This window comes from Mycobacterium sp. 1274761.0, assembly GCF_001668615.1.
GTDB lineage: Bacteria > Actinomycetota > Actinomycetes > Mycobacteriales > Mycobacteriaceae > Mycobacterium.
This window is the reverse complement of record NZ_LZMC01000101.1, coordinates 18,114-35,235: the sequence shown is the minus strand read 5'-3', so window position 1 is coordinate 35,235 and position 17,122 is coordinate 18,114. Positions and strand designations below refer to the sequence as shown.

Below are 17,122 nucleotides of genomic sequence, written 5' to 3'. Positions count from 1 at the left end.
GCCGGACCCTTTTGGGCGGCCTCCTCAACGCGGCTACGCCGCTAGATCGTCACCCGCCGGCCTTCTCCGTCTCGTACTTCTTCGTCATGTGGTCGATGGCGCTCATCGCTTTCTTGGCGAGGTCTTCGCGTACCCCGCTGGCGCGGGCGGCCGCGGCGAGTGTCGGTTGCGCCTGTCCTTGAAAGTGCGGAATGACCTCTGCGGCAAAGAGTTCGGCTGATCGTCGCGTCGCCGCCGGGTTGGCCCACTCGTGACCCATCTGCAGCATGCAGCCGAACCCTCCGGACTGGTCCCACAGCCGTTGCACCTGCGCCCTGGCGGTGTCCGGCGTGCCGATCACACCGGCGCCCGCGTCGTTGATGATGCCGATCATCTCGTCGATCTGGTCGCCGGGCATGGTCATCTGTGGGAAGGCCGCGACCTTCTGGAAGTACCGGAACCACGGCTCGATGCCGAAGCGGACGTCGGCGCGGGCCTGCTCCTCGGTTTCGGCGATGTGCATGGGACAGACCAGCGACCAGTTCTTGCGGTCGACGGTGGTGCCGAAGGCCGCCGCACGTTCCTGCGCGATGCCCCAGTGGTGCGCGAGCGCGTCGAAGCCCTCGACGATCAGCGTGGCGCCGATCGACAGCAGGCCGATGCCGTGTTTACCCGCCAGCCGGGCGCCGGTGGGTGAGGCCACAGCGGCGACCGACAGCGGGATGCCGTCGTCGGAGTACGGCGCGAGCTGCAGCTGCGCGTCGTGCAGTTCGTGGGTCGCGGTTTTGGCGCTGACGGTCTCGCCCGCCAGGAGCCGCACGAGGATGTCGAGGTTGGTCTCCAGCAGTTCACGGGTGTCGGTCGGGGTCAGGCCGATCATCGACGAGTCGGTGGGCAGCGAGCCCGGTCCGACCCCGCCGATGATCCGCCCGTGGGTGAGGTGGTCGAGCAGCATCAACCGATCGGCCACCCACAGCGGGTTGTGATAGGGCAGGGAGATGACGCCGGTGCCGAAGCGGATCCGCTTGGCCCGCTCGGCGGCGGCGGCGATGAAGACCTCCGGCGAGCTGATGATCTCGCTGCCCGCCGAGTGATGCTCACCGATCCACACCTCGTCGAAGCCGACCCGGTCGAGGTGCTCGACGAATTCCAGATCTCGCTGCAATGCCAGGGTGGGGTTGGTGCCGGCGCGGTGGAACGGGGCGATGAAATATCCGAAGCGGAGCTTGGCCATCCCTAGAACCTAGCCACGTCAGCGGTGCCGTGTTACTGGTTACGTAGACCTCGCAACGCGAAGGAGCGGACATGAGATACCTCGACGTCGCCGGACTCGGACGAGTCAGCCGGATCGGCCTGGGCACCTGGCAGTTCGGCTCGCGCGAATGGGGCTACGGGAACAGCTACGCATCGGGGGCAGCGCGCGACATCGTGAAGCGGGCCTGTGCGCTGGGCGTGACGCTGTTCGATACCGCCGAGATCTACGGGTTGGGTAAAAGCGAGCGCATCCTCGCCGACGCCCTCGGCGACCAGCGCGACGAGATGGTGGTCGCCAGCAAAGTCTTCCCGGTTGCGCCGTTGCCGCCGGTGATCAGGCAACGCGCACACGCCAGCGCGCGGCGGCTGCGGTTGAACAGGATTCCGCTCTACCAAATCCACCAGGCCAACCCCGTCTTCGGTGATTCGGTGATCATGCCGGGCATGCGCAGCCTGCTCGACGACGGCGTCATCGGAGCCGTCGGTGTGTCGAACTACTCGCTGGCGCGATGGCAGAAGGCCGACGCCGCTCTGGGGCAACCGGTCATCAGCAACCAGGTGCACTTCTCGCTGGCCCACCCGCAGGCGCTCAACGACCTCGTCCCCTTCGCCGAGCGCGAGAATCGCATCGTGATCGCGTACAGCCCACTGGCACAAGGACTTCTGGGCGGTAAGTACGGGCCCGACAATAGACCTGGGGGTGTCCGCGCGGTCAACCCGCTGTTCGGCACCGAGAATCTACGTCGTGTCGAGCCGCTGCTGCAGACGTTGCGCGACATCGCCTCAGCGGTCGATGCCAAGCCGGCGCAGGTGGCGCTCGCCTGGCTGTTGAGCCTGCCCGGCGTCGTCGCCATTCCGGGAGCGTCCAGTGTCGAACAGCTCGAATTCAATGTCGCCGCAGCCGACATCGAGCTCTCAGCTGACGCGCGCGACGCGCTGACCGAAGCCGCCCGCGCATTTCGGCCGGTGTCGAGCGGTCGTTCGCTTCTCGACACTCTGCGTGAGAAGCTGGGCCGCCGCTGAACTTTCAACGACATGCCGGGCGCACCCGGAGTTGCGCGAGTGATTTCGAGCTGACATCTGTCGGCTGCCAGGGAACTCCGGTGCGATCGATGGCGATCAGTAGACGATCGGGGCGGGCTCGCCTTCCCAGTGCGTCTGTTGGCTTACGCCGTTGTCACACGCCACGGCCGGGATCCAACCGGTCCCAGTCGCCAGGCCGGGAATCACCAGATTGAACGATGAGTTGCCTTCGGGCGTCCCGAGACCGCCGAGATGAAAGGGCAGCGAATGGTAGGGCAGGAGCACGGAATCCACCGGCGTCGCACTGTAGGTGCACCAACCCGGCTCCTTGGAAAGATTCTGGATGGTGACAATGACCCCGACCGGGCCCTTCGCCACGTCTTTGATGCGGGTGTCGGCGTGCGCGGTCCCCGCGCTGAGCAGGGACATGGGCACCACCACGGCCGCGGCCGATGCCATAAACGCCGTCGTTATCTGTTTGCGCATGTTCGGTTCCTTTCCAGTTCCATGCAGCAACTCTGGGCGATACATGGAGTGAAAGAAATCGGGTGTTTCCCTATCAATTGCGGACCTGTCGGGAGCGCGCCCCGCGGTGGGTGGAGGCTCACGCGCAATGATGCGGCGACGTCAGCAGGCATCCCCGCCGACTTACGAGCACGGGTACTGCCCGTTGAGCACACAGTTCGTCGGCGGTGAGTAGGAGCCGGACAGCACGCCTCTCATGCCGCCTGTCGCCGAACCACCGGGTGCGATGATGCGGTTCCAATTCGCGGGGGAGAGAACATAGTGTGTACCGAACCGAGTCACCGTGCTGCTCCACGTGTGCGAGACGGATTCTCCTACGGGCAAGTCGAATTCAAGCCGCCAATCGGTCAGCGGCACCAAGCTCGAGTTGGTGATGGCGAAGCGCGCGATGAAACCGGTCTGCCACGTTGACGTCACCATCAACCGCGCCGTGGCCGCAGCCGCGTACGATACGGGGGTTATCGCGAGGCCGAGGACGGCGACCATCAATGCGGCCACGATTACGTGAAGCACTGTGCGCCGGTGCTTCAGGCAGTTTCTCAATGCGGCCACAGTGGCCAACATTAAGGTCACAGAGACGAGAACGACGGCGTGCAGCGCGGCTCAGCTGCCGTACCTTTGCTCAATCGAAATCATCCTGAGCCAAACTTGGCTCATTGGGTTACGTACACACCGAACGCCCATGCCATAGTCGCCAGAAGCGCGCCGGCCAACTCGACGCCGACCGACAGCGCGACTCCCTTCACCGCATGCTTCGTTGACGTCCAGGCGATCCGCTGATCGCGGCGGCGCGCCAGCTCGGCCAGATACACGCCGAGCACGAACCCGATGACGAGCCCCAGCACCGGGATCACGAAAAACCCGATGATGCCCAGCACCGCCCCCGCCAGCAGGGTGGTGGTACCGACGTCGGCGGAACGCATGCGCTTCATCGGCCACGTGTACTTGATCAGAGTGGTCGCGGCGATCAGCACGGTGACCACACCGAGCGTCACCCACGAGGCGACGTTGTGCTCGGCCACCGCCCACACCGCGATCGCCGCGTACACCAGCAGAATTCCTGGCAGCAGCGGCACGATGATGCCGATGATCCCGACGGCGATGGCCAGCGCGACGAGGACGATTTCACCCGTGTTCACAGCGCGCTCATCGGGGTCATGCCTTCTTGCCGCGCACCCACTGGATGTTGCCCAGCGTCTTGGTCCGCACGCTGACGAACCCGACCTCCTCGAACGCGTCGCCTAGCTCGTCCTCGTCGAAGAAGTGCGCGCCGCCGTTGGGCAGCCAGCGCAGCAGCTCCCCACCGCGGCCCGCGGTCGGCACCATGACCGCCACACGGCCGCCGGCTTTGAGCACCCGCGCGATCTCGGCCACCGTCGTCGTCGGGTTCGGGATCAGCTGCAGCACCGCCAGCGAGACGGCCGCGTCGAACGTCTTGTCGCGGAAGGGCAGCTGCTGCGCGTCCGCGCGGAGGAAGCCCACGTTGGGCGCTGCCGCGGCGCGCACCGCGCGGGCCAGCATTGGCTCGGAGATGTCCACTCCGAGTGCCAAACCGTCGGGGCCTGCCGCGCGGGCCAGCGATGCGGTGATGTTGCCGGGCCCGCTGCCCACGTCAAGGATGGTGCCGCCGGAGGGAATGCTCAGCCAGTCGATCGGCAACTGCCAGGCGCTGACGACCTTGCGCGCGAAAGCCTGCGCGTTGTCATAAAACAGCGAGCCCAGCTCCGACGCCCACGCCGCCTGGATCAGACCCGTGTTCTTCGAGGGCGCGACATCCGCCTCGGGCAAGGCACCGAGCAGGTCGAGGTAGCCCGAGCTGACGTCTGGTTCGGCTGGCGGATAAGCGAGCAGGTCCAGTGCCCGGCGCAGTGCAGGCGGCACGTCGGTGGTCATTTGATCAGTCACCCCTCCACGCTACGCCGAGTTCTGCGCAGCCCAACTTCCCGGCGAGATCGAGCAAATCCGTTGCCGTGACGTCGAATTCGTCGTCATCGAACCTGTGCTGCCGCTGATTCGGGCCGTACTCCAGCGGCCGTGCGACGTAGGCTGTCTTGAGCCCGGCGCCGCCCGCGGCACGCAGGTCGAAGGGATGGGCGGCGACCAGCATCAGCTCATCGGGCCGCACGCCGAGGAGGTCGGCGCAGCCGAGGTAGGCCTCGCGGTCGGGCTTGTAGTGGTGAAACAGTTCGGCGGAGAGCACGCAATCCCACGGCAGCCTTGCACGTTTGGCCATGTTGGTCAGCAGCGACACGTTGCCGTTCGACAGCGTGGTGATGACGAATCGCTCCTTGAGCCGCGTCAGGCCCGCGACGCTGTCCGGCCACGGATCGAGCCGGTGCCAGGCCCGGTTGAGGTGCTCGACATCCGCCTCGGCCAGCCCGGTGATCCCGGCTTTCGCGAGCAGCTCGTCGAGGATCATCCGGTGCAGGTCGTCGATGCGGGTCCACGGCAGATCACCCCGCCGCACCCGCTCCATCGCCGGGGCATACCCGCGCCGCCACTCGTCGGCCATGGCCGCCCAGTCCGCGTCGAGACCGTGCGCGCGGCCGAAGTCCGTCAGCTCGCGAATGATGCTCGAACGCCAATCGACGACCGTTCCGAATACGTCGAACGCCAACGCTTTCAGGCTCATCGTCGTTGGTTCTTCGCGCAAGCGCTCATCACGGCACCAGCACCACCTTGCCCAGAACCCTGCCGTCGGCGAGGCTCTGCAGCGCGGCGGCGCCCTCGGCGAGCGGATATCGCTGCGGCCGCGGTGGCCGCAGCCCTGCCTTGACCAGCTGGCCGACACCGAATTCGAACACCGACTGCGATCCCGGCTTGCGGTTGACGTATTCGCCGTAGCCGACACCGACCACGCTGATATTGCGGAGCAGCAGCCGGTTGACCTTCACGGTCGGAATGCCGCCTGCTGCAAAGCCGATCACCAGCAGCCGGCCTTCGGTGTCAAGCGCGCGGACCGCATCGTCGAACGCCTCGCCGCCGATCGGGTCGACGACCAGGTCGACGCCGCGGCCGTCGGTGTGGTCCTTCACCGTCTGCAACCAGCCATCGGCCAGCGGTAGCACCACGTCTGGCCCCAGCGACTCGACGAACTCGAGCGCCTGCCGACGATGCACCATTGCGATGACCTTGGCGCCCAACGCCTTTGCGATCTGGATCGCTGCGGTACCGACCCCACCGGCGGACCCCAACACGAGCACCGTCTCACCCGGTCGCAGCGCGCCGCGTTTGGCCAGCGCGAAATACATGGTCTGGTAGTTGCCGAGCAGCGCGACGGCCTCGGCGTCGTCGAGTTCGTCCGGTGTCGCGGTGAGGTTCGATGCCGGCACGACAACCCGTTCGGCCCACCCACCCAGCATCGACAACGCCGTCACCCGTTGGCCCGGTTTGAATTCGGACTCATACGGTGCCGACCGCACCACCCCGGCGACCTCCATGCCCGGGATGAACGGCGGCTCCAGCCGCATTTGGTACTCACCGCGCAGAAGCAGCAGGTCTGGAAAGCTCACACCGGCTGCTCCGACGTCGACGACGATCGCGTCGTCGCCGCCGACATCGGGGACATCAGCGAAGTCCAGCCCTGCCGGCCCGGAAAGCTCCCGCGCGACAAGCGCTTTCATGTAGGCGTGATCAGCCCAGGCTGAACGTGGCCCGCTGCGCGGCGGACAGATCGGTGATCTCGCCCCACTTGGCGGCGATGTCGTCGACCGACGGCACCCCGTCTTTGAACGTCACGCCTTCGTTCTGGAACAGCGCTGCCCGTTGTACTTTGCCGCCGCCGACAATGAAAACCGCTGCGCTCTCCTGGTTTTCCTCGCTGACGAGATAGGCCACCACCGGTGCCACGTACTCCGGCGTGAGCTTTTCGAACACCTCGGGCGGCAGGATGTCCTGCGTCATCCGGGTGGCGGCGATCGGTGCCACGGCGTTGGTCTTGATGTTGTACTTCGCGCCCTCTTGCGCCAGCGTGTTGATCAGGCCGACCAGACCCAATTTGGCGGCACCGTAATTGGCCTGGCCGAAGTTGCCGAACAGCCCGCTGGTCGAGGTGGCGACGACGACGCGGCCGTAGCTTTGCTCGCGGAAGTGCGGCCAGGCGGCGCGGATCACGTTGTAGCCGCCGTACAGGTGCACCTTCAACACCGCGTCCCAGTTGGCGAACTCCATCTTGTGGAACGTGCCGTCGCGCAGGATGCCCGCGTTGCTGATCACGCCGTCGACCTTGCCGAACTCGTCGAGCGCGGTCTTGATGATGTTCTCCGCGCCCTCTGTCTCGGCGACGCTGTCATAGTTGGCCACCGCGCGGCCACCGGCGTCGCGGATCTCCTTGACCACCTCGTCGGCCATGTTGTGGCCGGCGCCGGTCCCGTCACGTGCGCCACCGAGGTCGTTGACGACGACGCTGGCGCCCTCCCTGGCGAGGGTCAGGGCGTATTCGCGGCCGAGCCCGCCGCCCGCTCCGGTGACGACGATGACGCGATCCTGCACTCCTGGCACTGACGTTCCTTTCTAGAACAGACGTTTGGCGAGCTTCAAAGCCTTCTCTGTATACGGGGGGTAGATGAACGCTCCGACGTCGGGTCGGGTCGGCTTGGTCATCACGGTCTTTTTGTGACTGAACTGCTCGAACCCGAACTTGCCGTGGTAGGCGCCCATTCCCGACGGTCCGACACCACCGAACGGCAGCTTGTTGGTCGCGAAATGGAACAGCAGATGGTTGATCACCATGCCGCCCGCGGAGACATCCTTGATAACGCGTTCACGGATGTTCTTGGCCTTGGTGAACAGGTATGCCGCCAGCGGCTTCGGCCGCGAGTTGACGAAACCGATTGCGTCGTCGATGTTTTCCACCGTCACGATCGGCAGGATCGGACCGAAGATTTCGTCGGTCATCAGCGGCTCGGCGGGATCGGGGTCGACCACCACCGTCGGCTGGATGGAGATCGACGACTCATCCGAGCCGCCGCCGACGGCGATCGTTCCCTTGGTCGCGGCCAATGCCGAGGTCAGCCGCTCGAAGTGCCGCTCGTTGACTATCCTTTTACCGCTTGGGTTTTGCGCTTCGAATGTCGTGATGGCGTCTTTGATCTTGTCGACCAACTCGTCACGGATCTTGGCGTCGGCCAGCACATAATCCGGTGCGATGCAGATCTGGCCGGAGTTGATCAGCTTGGTCCAGGCGATCCGCTTGGCGGCGACGTCGACGTCGGCGTCGGCGGCCACGATCACCGGGCTCTTGCCGCCCAGCTCCAGCGTCACCGGGGTGAGGTGCGGCGCGGCGCCCTCGTAGACCTTCCGGCCGATCTCGGTGCCTCCGGTGAAGCAGATGTGGTCGAAGCCCTGTGCGATGAGCTCCTGACTCACCGAGCCGTCGCCTTCGATGACGGCGACCGCGTCGTTGTCGAGGTAGCGGGGCACGAGTTCGGCCATCAGCGCCGACGAAGCCGGGCAGACCTCGGAGGGCTTGAGGACGACGGTGTTGCCCGCGGCGATAGCGCCGACCGCCGGTCCCAGGGTCAAGACGAACGGGAAGTTCCACGCCCCGATGACCAGCACGGTGCCGTACGGCTCATATTCGACCCAGCCGCGACCGGGCAGCTGCGACATCTCCAGCAGGCGGTAGCGCCTGCGGGTCCATTTCTTGACGTTCTTCGCGGCGTCCTTCGCCTCCCCTGCGGTGCTGGCGATATCGGCCAGCCAGGCCTCGAACTTGTTGCGGCCGAGATCCTGTTCCAGCGCGGCGGCGATGGCCGGCTCGTTCTCGACCATCATCTTCTCGATGGCCAGCAACTGCTGCTTACGCCAATCGATGCTGCGGGTGCGGCCGGAGGCGAAGGTTCTGCGCAGCCGCGCGACGGTCGCCGGAATGTCGGGCGCGGTGGGGGCGGGCACTGCGGGCGCGGGCTGAGGAATCGAATCGGTGGTCATGACGGGTGTCCTTCCTGACCCGAGGCGCGTTGATCGCTGCTCCCCGTTTGCCCCGATCCTAACCAGATCAGCTGGGCTCGCTAGAAGGGCCCGTCACAGCCTCTCGGCGGTGGTGAAGGTGGCGAACGCGTCGTCCTCGGCGTCGGCCAGCTCGACGTAGCGACCGAGGCGGCACATCTCGTCCTGTGAGGTGATCGCGGTGGCGCGCCACCCGTGCGTATTCAGCCACTCGGCGACGTTGGCCCGGTCCGGGTCGTTGTACATCAACTCCTGCACGTCGAACTCGCGCACGATGCCGAGCTCGTCGGCGATCCTGTCGAACCGCGCCTGCATCTGCGCTCGCCGCTCCTCGGAGCGCACGCCCACGGCCTCGGCCGCGATGCGGCTGCCGGGGGCACTCAGCTCGGTGATCAACGAAAACAGCCGGTCCTGAGCGTCGGCGGGCAGATACATCAGCAGCCCTTCGGCGAGCCACGCGGTGGGCTGGCTGGGATCAAAACCATTGGCGCGCAACGCTGCCGGCCAGTCATTGCGCAGATCCACCGGCACCCGGTGCAGCTCGGCCCGCGGTTGCACGCCGTTGGCGGCCAGCGTTGCGGCCTTGTACTCGAGCACCTTGGGCTGGTCGATCTCGAAGACTGTGGTGTTCTCCGGCCAATCGATGCGGTAGGCCCGTGAATCCAGCCCCGAGGCCAGGATCACGATCTGCCGGATGCCCGCTCCGGTTGCGCGCGCGAAGTGTGCGTCGAAGAAGTGCGTGCGCACCGCCTGGTAGTTACGCATGTGTTGGAAGATCGCGCCGACCTCTGGGTCGATGGCCACGGCCTTCTCGACGACGGCCTCGTCGAGCATGGTCGTCCACATCCCGGTACCCGAGTCAGCCACCAACATCTGCGCGTAGGGGTCGGTGATCAGCGGGTTGTCCTGCTCGGTCTCGGCGGCCCGCGCCGCGGCGACCATCACGGCCGTGGTGCCGACGCTGGTGGCGATGTCCCAAGTGTCGTCGTGGGTGCGCAGTGAGCTCATCGCGTCTCCTCGGCTAGTTCTGCAAGCAGCAGCGTGCTGGATGCAATCTCTTCGGCTTCGTAGTCGGGCACCGGCCTGCCCAGCCGCGTCATTTCGTCCTCGCTCGGGACCGCGTCGACGCGCCACCCGTGCTCAGCCAGCCAGCGTGCAGCGTCGGCCCGGTCGGCGTCGGTGTAGGTCAGAGTGTCCACGTCGATGTCGATGCCCGACAACTCTCGCATCCGGGCGGTGCGTTCCCGGCGCGCCATGCGGTCCTGCTCGGCCTGGTCGGTCAGGTCCATGCTGAACGCCTCGACCGCGATCCGGCTGCCGGGGACGCTGTGAGTGGTGACGAGTTCGAAAAGTCGGTCCTGCGCATCGGCGGGCAGATATGGCAAAAGTCCCTCGGCAAGCCAGGCCGTCGGCTGGGCGGCGTCGAATCCGGCGGCCGTCAACGCCGCGGGCCAGTCGTTGCGAAGATCGACGGCGACCGGAACGCGCCGCGCCCGCGGCTGGGCGCCGTGTGCGTTCAGCGTCCTGGTCTTGTACTCCAGAACCTTGGGCTGGTCGATCTCGAAGACGGTGGTGCCGGCCGGCCACTGCAATCGGTAAGCGCGGGAGTCCAAACCCGCGGCCAGGATGACGACCTGGCGGATGCCTGCCCGCATCGCGGTGGCGAAGAACTCATCGAAGTAGTGGGTGCGCACGGCCTGGTAGTCGCGCGACATCTCGTGCAGCCGGCGGAACTCCTCGTCCTCGGCCACCCAGTGCGGATCGGCGCTGGCCATCTGGGCCCACTGCGGGCCTGCGGCGGAGACAAGGAGGTAAGCGAACTCGTCGCGGATCAGGGCATCGTCGCGGGCAGTCTCGACTGCGCGTGCAGCGGCAACTCCCAGCGCGGTTGCGCCGACACTTTCGGTGATGTCCCAGGTGTCGTCGTTGGTACGGGCGGAGGGGGCTTCATGCAGATCAGTCATGTCCTGAGCAATGTACCGAATAACTTAGCTAATCTATATGCATATGTGGCACACATCACCCCAGGTCATACAGCAAATTGCCAGGGAGTGTTACTCGGCTAACTTCCAAAGCTTGTTGGCCAGCAGCAACTCGAGCGTGTCCACGATCGTCTCGAGCTCTTGGTGCGAACCGACATAGCCGGCATAGAAGCCCATGCCCCAGATCACCGCTACGAGCATCTCGACCAATTGCGGGACGTCGGTGTCGGTGGTCAGCTCACTTTTCTGGATGGCGTCGTTGACCGCCCACGACACGAACGCCCGCGAATTGCGCATGGGGTCCTGGTCGTCGCTGCGCAGCTCGGGATGCCGCTGCCCCTCCAGCACCGACGTCACGAGAAATGCTGCAGCCGAACGGTCCTCGCTGTCGGCCTGCATGGCCGCGGAGAAGAACGCTGACAGCCGACCGAGCAAGGTGGGCTGCGACTGCGCCTTCTCCATGCCCGCGCTGAACACCATCGCGTTGGTCTGTTCCACTACTTCTCGGTACAGCAACCGTTTGCTGGCGAAATAGTGGTTAATGGCGGGGCGCGTCAGATCGGCGCGGATCGCGATCGCCTGAAAAGTGGCCGCGTCGTAGCCGAGTTCGCTGAACACTTCCCGCGCGGCACGCAGAATGCGCTCACGTGTTTCGGCAGCCTTCGCTGCTGGCGGGCGTCCCGGGCCCCGGCTCGCCGTATGCGGCATAGTCAATATCTTGCCACACGTCATCGCCAGACTTCGTCGAACACCCAACTCGAATGTCGGGTCAGCAAACTTACGAATATCCGCGCCGCAACCCTGCGGGGTCGACGCATAGGTAAGTCAGATGCCTCAGACCGCGCTCCGCAAAGGGCCGCAGCGGCTAGGGTTCCGTCCCATGGCGGGCGTCGTGTCACGTGAGGCGTATTTCGAAACCGGCCTCGACGTGCTGTCCGACCTCGGCTACGGCGGGCTTAAGCTGGCCGAGGTATGCAACCGCCTCGGCGTCACGACCGGATCCTTTTATCACTACTTCTCCGGCTGGCAGGCCTACACCCGGGAACTCGTCGAGAACTGGATGAAAGAGCGAACGGTTCTGATCATCGAATTCCTCAAATCCGAAACCGACCCGCGCCGCCGCATCGACAGCCTGATCCAGGCGGGCCTGGAGCTCCCGCACGGCGCCGAGGCCGCGATCCGGGCGTGGAGTTCGATCGACCCCGACGTGTACGACATCCAGCAGCGGGTCGACCAGCAACGCTTCGACGTCATGTTCTCCGCGGCGATGGAGATCCTGGACAACCACCACCAGGCGCAGATGTTTGCGCGGTGGGCCGTGTACCTGTTGATCGGGCACGAGCAGGCCACGCTGCCGCGGGATACTGCCGCGCTGGCGTGGATCGCCAGGCAGCTCACCGAGGCACTCGACAGCGGCCGATTCGCCTCCGTCCCTACGGATGACTGACGGGCCCACCGGACTTGCGCGCCGCGTGCGGGCACGCATCCGGGAGCGTGATCCCGAGCTCGATGCTTTCCGACGGGCGCTGCGCGCCGCGGTGGTGGTGCCGCTGGCGGCGGCGGTGTGCTTCGCGGTGGCGGGCGGTTCGCAGGCGCCGTTGTTCACTATCTTCGGCTCGTTTGCGCTGATGGTGCTGGCCGACTTCCCCGGCAACACCCAGACGCGGGCGGCGGCGTATGCGGGCCTTGGGCTCAACGGCGCAGTGCTCATCACACTTGGCACGCTCGTGGCCCCGCACGCCTGGCTGTCGGTCGGCGCGATGTTCGTACTGGGTGTGGCGGTGACGTTCTCCGGTGTGCTCAGCGAGACGATCGCGGCGGGCCAGCGCCCGACATTGCTGACGTTCGTGCTGCCGGCCTGCACGCCGGTCGGTCCGATCTCAGAGCGGCTGCTGGGCTGGGCGGTGGCACTCGCCGTCTGCGTGCCCGCCGCTCTGTTCTTCCTTCCCCCGCGCCACCACGGCGAGCTGCGCCGGCATGCCGCGAGCGCGGTCACTGCGTTGGCCGACCGGCTGGAGGGCACCGCGACCCGCGAGGAGGTTGCCGCGGCGATGCTGGCACTGCGCGAGAACTTCCTTGGCGCGGACTTCCGTCCGGTGGGGCTCTCGGCGGGCAGCCGGGCCCTGGTGCGGGTGGTCGAAGACCTGGAATGGCTGGCCGAGCGGGTCACCGACGAGGCCAGCCCAGGGTTGCGGGACATGCAGGCGCCGGGTGTGCGGGTGCTGCGCTGCTCGGCGGCCGTGCTGCGGGAAAGCCGCGTCGCCGACCGCACGGAACAACGCGGCGACCTCGAAGCCGCGCTGATCCAGCTGCGGTCGGTGGCGCGCGGCCGCTACCGCGAGGACGTCGAGGCGATCCTCGGCGCGCCCGACGACGCCTCCGCGGCCGCCGTGGGTCGCGAACTGCTGAGCCGTCGGACCATCGCGGCGACCATCGGGGCTACGGGCCGCGTGATCGCGGCGGCCGCGGCGGCCGACGCCCGACCGGTGTGGGCCAGGGCGCTCGGTATGGGGCTGCCGGCGACAACAGCGACGGACCGGCTGATTCCGGCGACGGCGGCGGTGACCGTCACGACGTCGGGCTTTCTGACCGGCCGGGCGGTCGCAGTACGCAACGCGCTGCGCACCGGTCTGGGGCTCGCGGTCGCGGTCGCGGTCACCCATCTGTTTCCGGTCGAGCATGGATTCTGGGTTGTCCTCGGCGCCATGTCGGTGCTGCGCAGCAGCGCGCTCACCACCGGTACCAAGACGCTGCGGGCCGTGGTGGGCACCGCGATCGGGTTCGCTCTCGGTGCGCTGCTGATCAGCGTCGTCGGGGTCGACCCCGCGGTGTTGTGGATCCTGATGCCCGTGGTGGTGTTCGGGTCGGCGTTCGTGCCCGAGGTTGCCTCGTTCACCGCGGGCCAGGCCGCGTTCACGATGATGGTGCTGATCTTCTTCAACCTGATCGTGCCGACCGGATGGAGTGTCGGCCTTGTTCGCGTCGAGGACGTTATGGTCGGCGCGCTGGTGGGCGTGGTGGTGTCGCTGCTGCTGTGGCCGCGCGGTGCCACCGCCTCGGCCGAGGCCGCCGTCGAGTCGGCCCGCAACGTCTTCGCGCGCTACCTCGAGGCGGCGGTGCTGCGCATCACCCGAGGCGAAGACGAGCACATGGCCGACACGCTGGCAGCCATGAGCCACGACGCGATCGGCGCTTCGCGGGTCGCGGATGACGCTGTGCGCCAATACCTTTCCGAGAGCGGGGGGAACACCGACTTCCGCGGCCCGATCGTGCGCGCCTTCAACAGGGCGATCCGGGTGCGCGCAGCCGCAGACCTGATCACCGACATCCCGACACCGCCGCCGCTGGGCACATATCCGCAGCTGCGGGAAGTTATCGAGGCGCACACCGCCGCGATCCGCGAACGGCTGTCGGGCGAGCTTGGCACAGGAGAGGATTGGACGCCGATCGGCGACGAGTTCGTGGTCGCTTTGCGGGCCGAATCCACCGGCGACGCAATGGCCGTCGCGGCCGCGATGCCGTTGGTGACGGCGGCGGCCGCGATCGGCGAGCTGGAGCTGGTGTACCCGCACCCGGTGGACCTGGCGGCCCACCACTGACCGATCACCCAATCCGGTGCGGCATCAACGCATTCGGCGGGATGGCGCCGAACTTGCCCGCGTTGTAGTCCTCGAGTGCCTGGATCAGTTCGGCCTTGTTGTTCATCACGAACGGGCCGTAGGCGACGACCGGTTCGCGGATCGGCTTGCCACCGAGAATCAACACATCAAGTGTGGGCCTGCGCGACTCCTGTGTCGGCGCGGCGGCGATGGTGATGCGGTCACCGGGGCCGAACACGGCGAGCTGGCCCTGGTGGATCGGGTGTCCGACGGGTCCGACGGCGCCTCGGCCCGACAGCACATAGACCAGCGCGTTGAAGTCGCGGTTCCACGGCAGGCTCAACTGTGCGCCGGGCTCGATTGTGCTGTGCGACAGGGTTATCGGTGTATGCGTCAATCCTGGTCCGCCCTGCCCGTCGACCTCACCGGCGATGACGCGTACCAGCGCGCCACCGTCGTCCGACGACAGCAGCTTTACTTCGCCGCCCTCGATCGCCTGGTACCGCGGCGTGGCGAACTTGTCCTTGCGCGGCAGGTTCACCCACAGCTGGATGCCGTGGAACATGCCGCCGCTTTCAACGAGTTCGGCGGGCGGCGTCTCAATGTGCAGGATGCCCGAACCGGCGGTCATCCATTGCGTGGCGCCGTCGGTGATCAGCCCGCCGCCACCGTGACTGTCCTGATGGGCGAAGCGGCCATCGATCATGTAGGTGACGGTTTCGAAGCCGCGGTGCGGATGCCAGTCCGTGCCCCTCGGTTCACCGGGCTGGTATTCCACCTCGCCCATCTGGTCCATGTGGACGAACGGGTCGAGATCCGCGGCGCTCACGCCGGCGAACGCGCGCACGACGGGGAAGCCCTCGCCCTCGTAGCCACGGGGGCCGGTGGTGATCGAGCGAACGGGGCGCTCGGTGTCGGCTGCCGTCGGCGCTGAAAGCCGTGGCAATGTCAATGTGTCGGCGGTGATAGCAGGCATACGACGTAGAACCGGACCGTAGTCCGATTAATTCCGGGGGGAGTGTTTCCTCCCGCGAGCAGACGCGTATGCATGCGACTCACCGGCGTTTTGCGTGCGTTTGCGTCTGCTCGCGGAAAGAAATCAGCCCAGCACCGTCATGGCGGTGGCACGGGCCTCGGCCGCGCTTGCGGTGGCCAGCACCGCGGCGGCCGCATCGCGGCAGTGTTGCAGCGTCACCTGCGCCAGCTTGGCGCCGACGCCGGTGACCGCCACGGCCGCCGCAGACAGCGACGTCACCCCGAGCCCGACCAGCACGCACGCCAGCAGCGGGTCGGCGGCGGCCTCGCCGCATACGCCGACCGGTTTCCCTGCCGCGGCCCCCGCCCGAGCCACCATCGCGACGAGGGTGAGCACGGCGGGCTGCCAGGGGTCGGTGAGCGGCGCAAGATCGGCCGACATGCGATCGGCGGCCATCGTGTACTGGGCCAGGTCGTTGGTGCCGATCGACAGGAAGTCGACGTGTTCTCCGATCCGGTCTGCCAGCAGCGCGGCGGCAGGCACCTCGACCATCACGCCCGGCGTCAGCCCTCGCGAACGCACCTGTGCCGCAAAGCTTTCCGCTTCGTCGGCGGTGGCGATCATCGGCGCCATCACCCACGGCGCCGTACCGGCCCGCTCGGCCGCGGCGGCGATCGCGTCGAGCTGACGCTCCAGCAACCCCGGATTTTCCTCCGCGATCCGGATGCCCCGCACGCCCAGCGCCGGGTTGGCCTCCTGGTGCCGGTCAGGCGAGGGGCCGGCGAACTTCAGCGGCTTGTCCGATCCGACGTCCAGCGTCCTGATGACGACCCTGTGCCCGGAGAACACCTCGAGCACCTCGCCGTAGATCTGCGCCTGCTCCTCGACACCGGGCTCGGTGTCGCGGTTGAGGAAGCAGAGCTCGGTGCGGAACAGACCGACACCCTCGGCCGGCGTCTCGCGCGCGCGTCGGGCGGCGGCGCCGTCCGCGACGTTGGCGAGCACCGCGACGCGGTGACCGTCGGCGGTCGCGCCGGGACCGGTCCACCGCGTGGCCAGTGCCGCCTCGCGCCGGGACAATTCGATCGCCGCGGACGCCACGGCCGGGTCGGGCGCGACGGTGACAGTGCCCTGGGTGCCGTCGACAAGCACCATCGCCCCGACACCGACCGCGTCGAGCCCCTCGACGGCCACCACGCAGGGCAGGCCCAGCTGGCGGGCGATGATCGCGGTGTGGCTGGTGGGCCCGCCCACGGTGGTGGCCAGCGCAACGATGCGGGCCGGGTCCAGGCCCGCGGTCTCGACGGGTGCGAGGTCGTCGGCCAGCAGTACGGACGGGACGTCGGGCAGCGGCGCGCCGGGTTCCGGCAGTCCGCTGAGCTCGGCGATGACCCGGTCGCGGATGTCGCGCAGATCGGTCACACGTTCGGCCATCAGGCCGCCGAGCTGGGTGAAGAGATCGACAAACTGGTCGACAGCCGCGACCACGGCCCGCGGGGCGGGAGCGCCTGCGTTGATGAGCGTTTCGGCGGCGCCGAGCCAGGCCCGGTCCTGCGCCAGCGCGGCCGTGGCGGCCAACACCTCTGCCGCCGCACCGGTCGCGTGGGCGGCACGGTCACGCATGCGGGCGGCCACCGCTGTGACGGCCGCGGCGAAGCGGGCGGCCTCGGCGGACCGGTCTTCCTCCTCTACCTCCGGCGCTGCATCGACATTGTCGAGCACCGGCAGGCGGCCGGGCCGGATCACCGGACCGTACGCGACGCCGGCGACGACCGGCACCCCGTGCAGCACGGTGCCAGTGGGGGGCGTGCCGTCGGGGGGAACGTAGGTCACCG

The 17,122-nt window shown here is 67.4% G+C and carries 17 protein-coding genes; 3 read left to right on the top strand and 14 right to left on the bottom strand.

Annotated elements, in window-relative coordinates:
* Positions 1-49 precede the first annotated feature (49 nt).
* Positions 50-1,213: an LLM class flavin-dependent oxidoreductase gene (locus A5651_RS20465; RefSeq protein ID WP_066985180.1), complete on the bottom strand. Its 1,164-nt coding sequence runs from the start codon at positions 1,211-1,213 to the stop codon at positions 50-52.
* Positions 1,214-1,284: 71 nt separating this feature from the next.
* Between A5651_RS20465 and A5651_RS20460 the strand changes: the two genes are divergently transcribed.
* Positions 1,285-2,256, top strand: a complete 972-nt coding sequence (locus A5651_RS20460) for an aldo/keto reductase (RefSeq protein ID WP_066985178.1) — start codon at positions 1,285-1,287, stop codon at positions 2,254-2,256.
* A gap of 96 nt (positions 2,257-2,352) precedes the next feature.
* Here A5651_RS20460 and A5651_RS20455 read toward each other — a convergent pair whose 3' ends face one another.
* The 11 genes from A5651_RS20455 to A5651_RS20405 all read right to left on the bottom strand — a co-directional run bounded on the left by A5651_RS20455 (position 2,353) and on the right by A5651_RS20405 (position 11,420).
* Positions 2,353-2,742: a hypothetical protein gene (locus tag A5651_RS20455; RefSeq protein WP_156663087.1), complete on the bottom strand. Its 390-nt coding sequence runs from the start codon at positions 2,740-2,742 to the stop codon at positions 2,353-2,355.
* 162 nt (positions 2,743-2,904) lie between these two features.
* A complete protein-coding gene (locus A5651_RS20450) occupies positions 2,905-3,345 on the bottom strand; it encodes a cellulose-binding domain-containing protein (RefSeq protein ID WP_066985172.1) in 441 nt (146 codons plus the stop codon).
* A gap of 89 nt (positions 3,346-3,434) precedes the next feature.
* Positions 3,435-3,920 carry a DUF456 domain-containing protein gene (locus A5651_RS20445; RefSeq protein WP_066985169.1) on the bottom strand — a complete coding sequence of 162 codons (486 nt, stop codon included), beginning with the start codon at positions 3,918-3,920 and terminating at the stop codon, positions 3,435-3,437.
* Between the two features lie 16 nt (positions 3,921-3,936).
* Positions 3,937-4,686: a methyltransferase domain-containing protein gene (locus A5651_RS20440; RefSeq protein ID WP_156663086.1), complete on the bottom strand. Its 750-nt coding sequence runs from the start codon at positions 4,684-4,686 to the stop codon at positions 3,937-3,939.
* Positions 4,679-5,413, bottom strand: coding sequence for a haloacid dehalogenase type II (locus A5651_RS20435; RefSeq protein ID WP_066985164.1), 735 nt, complete (start codon positions 5,411-5,413; stop codon positions 4,679-4,681). The genes A5651_RS20440 and A5651_RS20435 overlap by 8 nt, the downstream gene beginning before the upstream one ends.
* Before the next feature lie 28 nt (positions 5,414-5,441).
* Positions 5,442-6,404 carry an NADPH:quinone oxidoreductase family protein gene (locus tag A5651_RS20430; protein ID WP_066985161.1) on the bottom strand — a complete coding sequence of 321 codons (963 nt, stop codon included), beginning with the start codon at positions 6,402-6,404 and terminating at the stop codon, positions 5,442-5,444.
* Between the two features lie 10 nt (positions 6,405-6,414).
* On the bottom strand, positions 6,415-7,281 hold the full coding sequence (locus A5651_RS20425) for an SDR family oxidoreductase (protein WP_066985158.1): 867 nt from the start codon (positions 7,279-7,281) through the stop codon (positions 6,415-6,417).
* A gap of 12 nt (positions 7,282-7,293) precedes the next feature.
* Entirely contained in the window at positions 7,294-8,712 is a 1,419-nt protein-coding gene (locus tag A5651_RS20420) for an aldehyde dehydrogenase family protein (RefSeq protein WP_066985155.1), read from the bottom strand.
* Positions 8,713-8,805: 93 nt separating this feature from the next.
* On the bottom strand, positions 8,806-9,738 hold the full coding sequence (locus A5651_RS20415) for a class I SAM-dependent methyltransferase (RefSeq protein ID WP_066985153.1): 933 nt from the start codon (positions 9,736-9,738) through the stop codon (positions 8,806-8,808).
* Positions 9,735-10,694: a class I SAM-dependent methyltransferase gene (locus A5651_RS20410; protein WP_066985150.1), complete on the bottom strand. Its 960-nt coding sequence runs from the start codon at positions 10,692-10,694 to the stop codon at positions 9,735-9,737. The genes A5651_RS20415 and A5651_RS20410 overlap by 4 nt, the downstream gene beginning before the upstream one ends.
* A 90-nt stretch (positions 10,695-10,784) precedes the next feature.
* Positions 10,785-11,420 carry a TetR/AcrR family transcriptional regulator gene (locus A5651_RS20405; protein WP_066985148.1) on the bottom strand — a complete coding sequence of 212 codons (636 nt, stop codon included), beginning with the start codon at positions 11,418-11,420 and terminating at the stop codon, positions 10,785-10,787.
* 172 nt (positions 11,421-11,592) lie between these two features.
* Here A5651_RS20405 and A5651_RS20400 point away from each other — a divergent pair, with 172 nt between their 5' ends.
* Positions 11,593-12,159, top strand: a complete 567-nt coding sequence (locus A5651_RS20400; protein ID WP_066985145.1) for a TetR/AcrR family transcriptional regulator — start codon at positions 11,593-11,595, stop codon at positions 12,157-12,159.
* Complete coding sequence (locus tag A5651_RS20395; RefSeq protein ID WP_066985142.1) at positions 12,152-14,311, top strand: FUSC family protein; 2,160 nt, start codon at positions 12,152-12,154, stop codon at positions 14,309-14,311. The genes A5651_RS20400 and A5651_RS20395 overlap by 8 nt, the downstream gene beginning before the upstream one ends.
* Before the next feature lie 4 nt (positions 14,312-14,315).
* Here A5651_RS20395 and A5651_RS20390 read toward each other — a convergent pair whose 3' ends face one another.
* Positions 14,316-15,287: a pirin family protein gene (locus A5651_RS20390; protein ID WP_066985139.1), complete on the bottom strand. Its 972-nt coding sequence runs from the start codon at positions 15,285-15,287 to the stop codon at positions 14,316-14,318.
* Between the two features lie 123 nt (positions 15,288-15,410).
* Positions 15,411-17,120, bottom strand: a complete 1,710-nt coding sequence (locus tag A5651_RS20385; RefSeq protein ID WP_066985137.1) for a putative PEP-binding protein — start codon at positions 17,118-17,120, stop codon at positions 15,411-15,413.
* Between the last annotated feature and the right edge of the window lie 2 nt (positions 17,121-17,122).

Bases quoted from the DNA above. Each gene is read 5' to 3' on its own strand.
- A5651_RS20390 (WP_066985139.1), bottom strand. From the start codon at position 15,287: ATGCCTGCTATCACCGCCGACACATTGACATTGCCACGGCTTTCAGCG.
- A5651_RS20415 (WP_066985153.1), bottom strand. From the start codon at position 9,738: ATGAGCTCACTGCGCACCCACGACGACACTTGGGACATCGCCACCAGC.
- A5651_RS20460 (WP_066985178.1), top strand. From the start codon at position 1,285: ATGAGATACCTCGACGTCGCCGGACTCGGACGAGTCAGCCGGATCGGC.
- A5651_RS20465 (WP_066985180.1), bottom strand. From the start codon at position 1,213: ATGGCCAAGCTCCGCTTCGGATATTTCATCGCCCCGTTCCACCGCGCC.
- A5651_RS20420 (WP_066985155.1), bottom strand. From the start codon at position 8,712: ATGACCACCGATTCGATTCCTCAGCCCGCGCCCGCAGTGCCCGCCCCC.
- A5651_RS20395 (WP_066985142.1), top strand. From the start codon at position 12,152: ATGACTGACGGGCCCACCGGACTTGCGCGCCGCGTGCGGGCACGCATC.
- A5651_RS20400 (WP_066985145.1), top strand. From the start codon at position 11,593: ATGGCGGGCGTCGTGTCACGTGAGGCGTATTTCGAAACCGGCCTCGAC.
- A5651_RS20410 (WP_066985150.1), bottom strand. From the start codon at position 10,694: ATGACTGATCTGCATGAAGCCCCCTCCGCCCGTACCAACGACGACACC.
- A5651_RS20405 (WP_066985148.1), bottom strand. From the start codon at position 11,420: ATGCCGCATACGGCGAGCCGGGGCCCGGGACGCCCGCCAGCAGCGAAG.
- A5651_RS20450 (WP_066985172.1), bottom strand. From the start codon at position 3,345: ATGTTGGCCACTGTGGCCGCATTGAGAAACTGCCTGAAGCACCGGCGC.
- A5651_RS20430 (WP_066985161.1), bottom strand. From the start codon at position 6,404: ATGAAAGCGCTTGTCGCGCGGGAGCTTTCCGGGCCGGCAGGGCTGGAC.
- A5651_RS20455 (WP_156663087.1), bottom strand. From the start codon at position 2,742: ATGCGCAAACAGATAACGACGGCGTTTATGGCATCGGCCGCGGCCGTG.
- A5651_RS20435 (WP_066985164.1), bottom strand. From the start codon at position 5,413: ATGAGCCTGAAAGCGTTGGCGTTCGACGTATTCGGAACGGTCGTCGAT.